Raw genomic sequence first — 566 nt, forward strand, 5'->3', positions numbered from 1 at the left:
ATGCTTACTCATTCAGAATCAGAAAATAAATTTCAAAATATCGGTTTAGACTTTAGACATACAGGACACCATAAAGCGACAACAAAAGTAAATGGGGTTAATGTTGATACTGTTCCGACCGGTATTGATATTCAATTAGACTCTGCTCAAGGTGATTTAAGTCAAGCATTTGTTAATGCCCAAGGCTGGGATAATTACAACTACGATGTTGATTGGCAAAGTCCAACAGCCTTAACTGCGCAGTCGCTCACTACCGCTGATGCATTAAATGATGGTCGCCGATTAAGCCACTATATTACAGGTCGGGTTGATAATCCTGTGCGCGAAATGTCTACTGGTGAGTTTGATGCTAAGCGCTATGTAGACTTTGGCTTCGGCGATGGTTTTATGTTTGGTGCTGTGAAGTTCGGCGTACGTTACAGTCGTGAGGTACTTGAAAACTTTGACCAAGCAATCGGTGCTGTCGGTGTTAATGCTGATGCGGTCGGCAGCTTCACAATTAGTGATGCGTTAGTCTCTGATGGTCAAACCGAGTTTTTTAATGGTAATTTCCCAGGCACATTTGG

The 566-nt window shown here is 42.4% G+C and carries 1 pseudogene; it reads left to right on the top strand.

Annotated elements, in window-relative coordinates:
- Positions 1-566, top strand: a pseudogene (locus PHAL_RS24330) (TonB-dependent receptor); the annotation flags it as partial.

The sequence above is a fragment of the Pseudoalteromonas haloplanktis ATCC 14393 genome (assembly GCF_000238355.1).
In the GTDB taxonomy this organism is placed as follows: domain Bacteria; phylum Pseudomonadota; class Gammaproteobacteria; order Enterobacterales; family Alteromonadaceae; genus Pseudoalteromonas; species Pseudoalteromonas haloplanktis.